Genomic DNA, 4,091 nt, shown 5'->3' on the forward strand with positions numbered 1-4,091 from the left:
GATAGGAACCGCCGGCGGGGGCCTGGGGAGGCGGCGGGGTTTCCTGCCCGCCCGGCGGCGGCTGGTGCCCACCCGAGGACCCGGGCGCCGAGGGAGGTGGCGGGTAAGCGCCACCGGGCGGCGGTTGATCGGTCATTGGCAACCTTCCACTCGGGTCCAGCCGAACTAGGCCGAAACAGTACCTGAGCGCGTCGCGGCCGGGCGAGACGCGTGGCGCGCGTCAATGGTCACGCGCGGCACCGGGAACTACCGGCGCCCGGACAGCCCCCGAGGTCCGTCGGAGAGGAAACCAAGCAGGTCATAGCGGGTGATCACGCCCACCGGTTTGCCCTCCTCGACAACCATCAGCGCATCCCAATCGCGCAGCGCCTTGCCGGCCGCGCTGACCAATTCCCCCGCGCCGATCATCGGCAGCGGCGGGCTCATGTGCAGCGCGACCGCGTCGGCCAGTTTCGCCCGGCCCTCGAAGACGGCCGACAGCAGTTCGCGTTCGGACACGCTGCCGGCGACCTCCCCGGCCATCACGGGCGGCTCGGCGCCTACCACCGGCATCTGGGACACGCCGTACTCACGCAGGATGCCAATCGCGTCGCGCACCGTCTCGGACGGGTGGGTGTGCACCAGGTCGGGCAGCTCACCGGATTTACGGCGTAGCACGTCGCCGACCCTGGACTGTTCGATTGAACCGTCGAGGCGACTGCGCAGGAATCCGTACGACGACATCCAGGCGTCGTTGAAGATCTTCGACATGTAGCCCCGCCCGCCGTCGGGCAGTAGCACCACCACGATCGAATCGGGGCCGGCCCGCTCGGCGACCTTGAGCGCGGCGACCACCGCCATCCCGCACGACCCGCCGACGAGCATCGCTTCCTCGCGGGCCAGCCGCCGCGTCATGTCGAATGAGTCGGAGTCGGAAACCGCGATGATCTCGTCGGGCACTCCTGGGTCGTATGCCTGCGGCCAGAAATCCTCGCCGACTCCCTCCACCAGGTAGGGCCGGCCGCTACCGCCCGAATACACCGACCCCTCAGGGTCGGCGCCGACGATGCGGACCGCGCCGCCCGATACCTCTTTGAGGTAGCGGCCCGCGCCGGTGATCGTTCCGCCGGTGCCGATGCCGGCGACGAAATGGGTCACCTTGCCGTCGGTGTCGGCCCAGATCTCCGGGCCGGTGGTCGCATAGTGGCTGGCCGGGCCTTCCGGGTTGGCGTATTGGTCGGGCTTCCACGCGCCGTCGATTTCGGTGACCAACCGGTCGGAGACGCTGTAGTAGCTGTCGGGGTGCTCGGGCGGTACCGCGGTCGGGCATACGACGACCTCGGCGCCGTAGGCCATCAGCACGTTGCGCTTGTCCTCGCTGACCTTGTCGGGGCAGACGAACACGCACTTGTAGCCGCGGTGCTGGGCGACGAGGGCGAGCCCGACGCCGGTGTTGCCCGAGGTGGGTTCGACGATGGTGCCGCCGGGCCGCAGCTGTCCGCTCGCTTCGGCGGCGTCGATCATCTTCACCGCGATCCGGTCCTTCGAGCTGCCACCGGGATTGAGGTATTCGACCTTGGCCGCCACGATGCCGGCACCATCGGGAACGACGGAGTTCAGCCGCACCAGCGGTGTGCCGCCGATGAGGTCACTGATGTGCTGCGCGATCCGCATGCGTTCATCGTCTCAGGCGGTTTCGCGCGGCGCACAACTACTGTCCGCGCAGCGGGCATGCGTGCCGCTAACCGGTGGCCTCGCGGATGTAGTCGCCGATCTGCCGCAGCGAGCGGATGGCCTCGGGCACCATCGGTGCGGCCAGCTGGAAGTCGTGGACCTGCCCGGGCCACACCCGTACCTCGGCCGGCACGCCCACGGCGGCCAGCCTGCTCGCCGCCAACCGCGCATCGTGCAACAGCACCTCGGAGCCCGACACGTGGATCAGCGTGCGCGGCAAGCCCGGCTTGATGTGCTCCAGCGGCTCGTAAATCTCTTCGGGCTTCCCGTCGACTGTGTTCTTCTCGGCCGCGCCGGCAACCAGCTGGCCTAGAGCATCGAACGCTCCGGCCGAAAACATCGCATCGGTCGCGATGTTGGGATGGGCCTGCTTGGGTTCCTTGGCCAGCTGCAGCAGGGGCGAGATCGCCACCAGCGCCGCGGGATCCTCGCCCTCCTCCTGCAGGCGTTGGGCCAGCGTGAGCGCCAGGTAGCCGCCCGCGGAGTCACCGGCCAGCACGATCTGGTCGGGTTGATATCCGCGCCGCCGCAGCCATTGGTACGCGTCATGGCAGTCGTCCAGCGCCATCCCGACCGAATTCTTCGGCAGCAGACGGTAATTGACCACCAGGACGGGCGAATCGGCGAACTTGGAGAGGGCTTCGACGAGCCTGCCGTGGGAGTTCGCCCCACAGGTCAAAAACGCACCGCCGTGGAGGTAGACGATCACGCGGCGGGTGCCGTCGGCGGGCAGCACGCCGGGCGCCCGCACCAGCTGCGCCGACGCATGGGCCAGCTGCACGGTCTCGCGGACGGTGGCCGACGCCGGGATCAACACCCGGGCGGTGAGGTCGATGAGACCCCAGGGCCATGGCAGGTTGGGGACGTGGCTGCCGACGGACAGGATCGGCCGGATGGTCAGCCGCGAGGTGAGGTTGGCTAGTCGCGCGGCGACGCTGGGCCCGGATTCCAGGACCTCGACCGGTGCGCCGTCGCTGATCGCGAATTTGCGCGCCTGGGCTCGACGGGCTCTGAGGACGTCATGTGGCCGAACGGTATTTGCCGACGACCCCGATTCCTTGCTAGGTGCGGTCATGCTCAACACTTCCTACGCCGTTGTAGTGCGATACAGCATGTGACGAGGCGGCCAAGTGTCTGGTTCAGCCGTTTGCCAAAGCGCTCAGCCATCCCTTGACTTCAGCTTGACAGCCGTTGCTTAGTGCAACGTAGGAAATAGCTGATTTGATACCAGTTTTGCTTCGCACCGTGATCAGTTCGTTTTCCAGCCGCCCGCGCGAACAGCGAAGCCGCTCTAAACTTGACTGCGTGACCATGCGGGTGCCACGTCGTTCGGCAATCGCCCTGGCCACAGCGGGCGCGCTGGCCTCAACAGGAACCGCCTACCTGGGGGCACGCAGTCTGCTGGTCGGCCAGGCGTCCCACGCGCGCACGATCATTCCCAAGTCATGGGAGATCCCGCCCCGCGCGGACGGCGTCTACGTGCGCGGCGGCGGCCCGGTGGAACGGTGGCATCGCGGCATGGCGGTCGATCTGCACCTGATGATCTTCGGTGACTCGACCGCCGCCGGATACGGCTGCATGAGCGCCGAGGAAGTGCCCGGGGTACGGATCACCAGGGGCCTGGCGGAGCAGACCGGCAAACGAATCCGGTTGAGCACCAAGGCGATCGTGGGCGCCACGTCCAAAGGCGTGTGCGGTCAGGTCGATGCGATGTTCGTGGCCGGTCCACCGCCGGACGTCGCGGTGGTCATGGTCGGCGCCAACGACGTGACCGCCCTCAACGGCATCAGCCAGTCCGCGCAACGGCTGGCGTTGACCGTCCGCAAGTTACGCGCCCGCGGCGCCGTGGTGGTCGTCGGCACGTGCCCCGACCTGGGGTTCATCAGCGCCATTCCGCAGCCACTGCGGTCGCTGGCGCACGAGCGTTGCCTGCAGCTTGCCCGGGCGCAGACCGCGGTGGTCCGCTCGGCCGGTGGTGTGCCGGTGCCGTTGGCGCGGCTGATGGCGCCCCAATTCCGTGCGACACCCGACGTCATGTTCTCCGCCGACGGCTTCCACCCCTCGGCGCCCGCTTATGCGCTCGCGGCGGACGCGCTGCTGCTCGCCGTCTGCGACGCGCTGGGCGAGGAGGCGGAGCGTCCACCGCTGAGCCCGCCGGTCCCGGCCGCGGCGCCGGTGCTCGGTCAGCGGCACACCCGCAGCAGCGTGATGTCGCGGCTATGGCGGCGTCCGGCACCCGGACCTGCCCCGTCGTCGTGCCCCGAGGTCGGCAGCGACTAGATTTGTTCTCGCGCATCGGGTGGACGTGGCGCCCGATGGTGAAGCGAGCCAGCCCCGTCTGTGGGATCTGAATGGATCTGAAGGGATCTGCAGGGAGC

3 protein-coding genes are annotated in these 4,091 nt (G+C 68.6%); 1 reads left to right on the forward strand and 2 read right to left on the reverse strand.

Annotation, left to right across the window (positions count from 1 at the left end):
• Positions 1–246: 246 nt before the first annotated feature.
• Together A5782_RS22800 and A5782_RS22805 are read right to left on the reverse strand one after the other, a co-directional pair.
• Entirely contained in the window at positions 247–1,653 is a 1,407-nt protein-coding gene (locus tag A5782_RS22800) for a cystathionine beta-synthase (RefSeq protein ID WP_067104358.1), read from the reverse strand.
• 67 nt (positions 1,654–1,720) lie between these two features.
• Positions 1,721–2,788, reverse strand: a complete 1,068-nt coding sequence (locus tag A5782_RS22805) for an alpha/beta hydrolase (protein ID WP_067104359.1) — start codon at positions 2,786–2,788, stop codon at positions 1,721–1,723.
• A 242-nt stretch (positions 2,789–3,030) separates the two neighbouring features.
• Here A5782_RS22805 and A5782_RS22810 point away from each other — a divergent pair, with 242 nt between their 5' ends.
• Positions 3,031–3,993, forward strand: coding sequence for an SGNH/GDSL hydrolase family protein (locus tag A5782_RS22810; RefSeq protein WP_156624064.1), 963 nt, complete (start codon positions 3,031–3,033; stop codon positions 3,991–3,993).
• Positions 3,994–4,091 lie beyond the last annotated feature (98 nt).

Source organism: Mycobacterium sp. 852002-40037_SCH5390672, from assembly GCF_001665875.1.
Taxonomy (GTDB): Bacteria; Actinomycetota; Actinomycetes; order Mycobacteriales; family Mycobacteriaceae; genus Mycobacterium.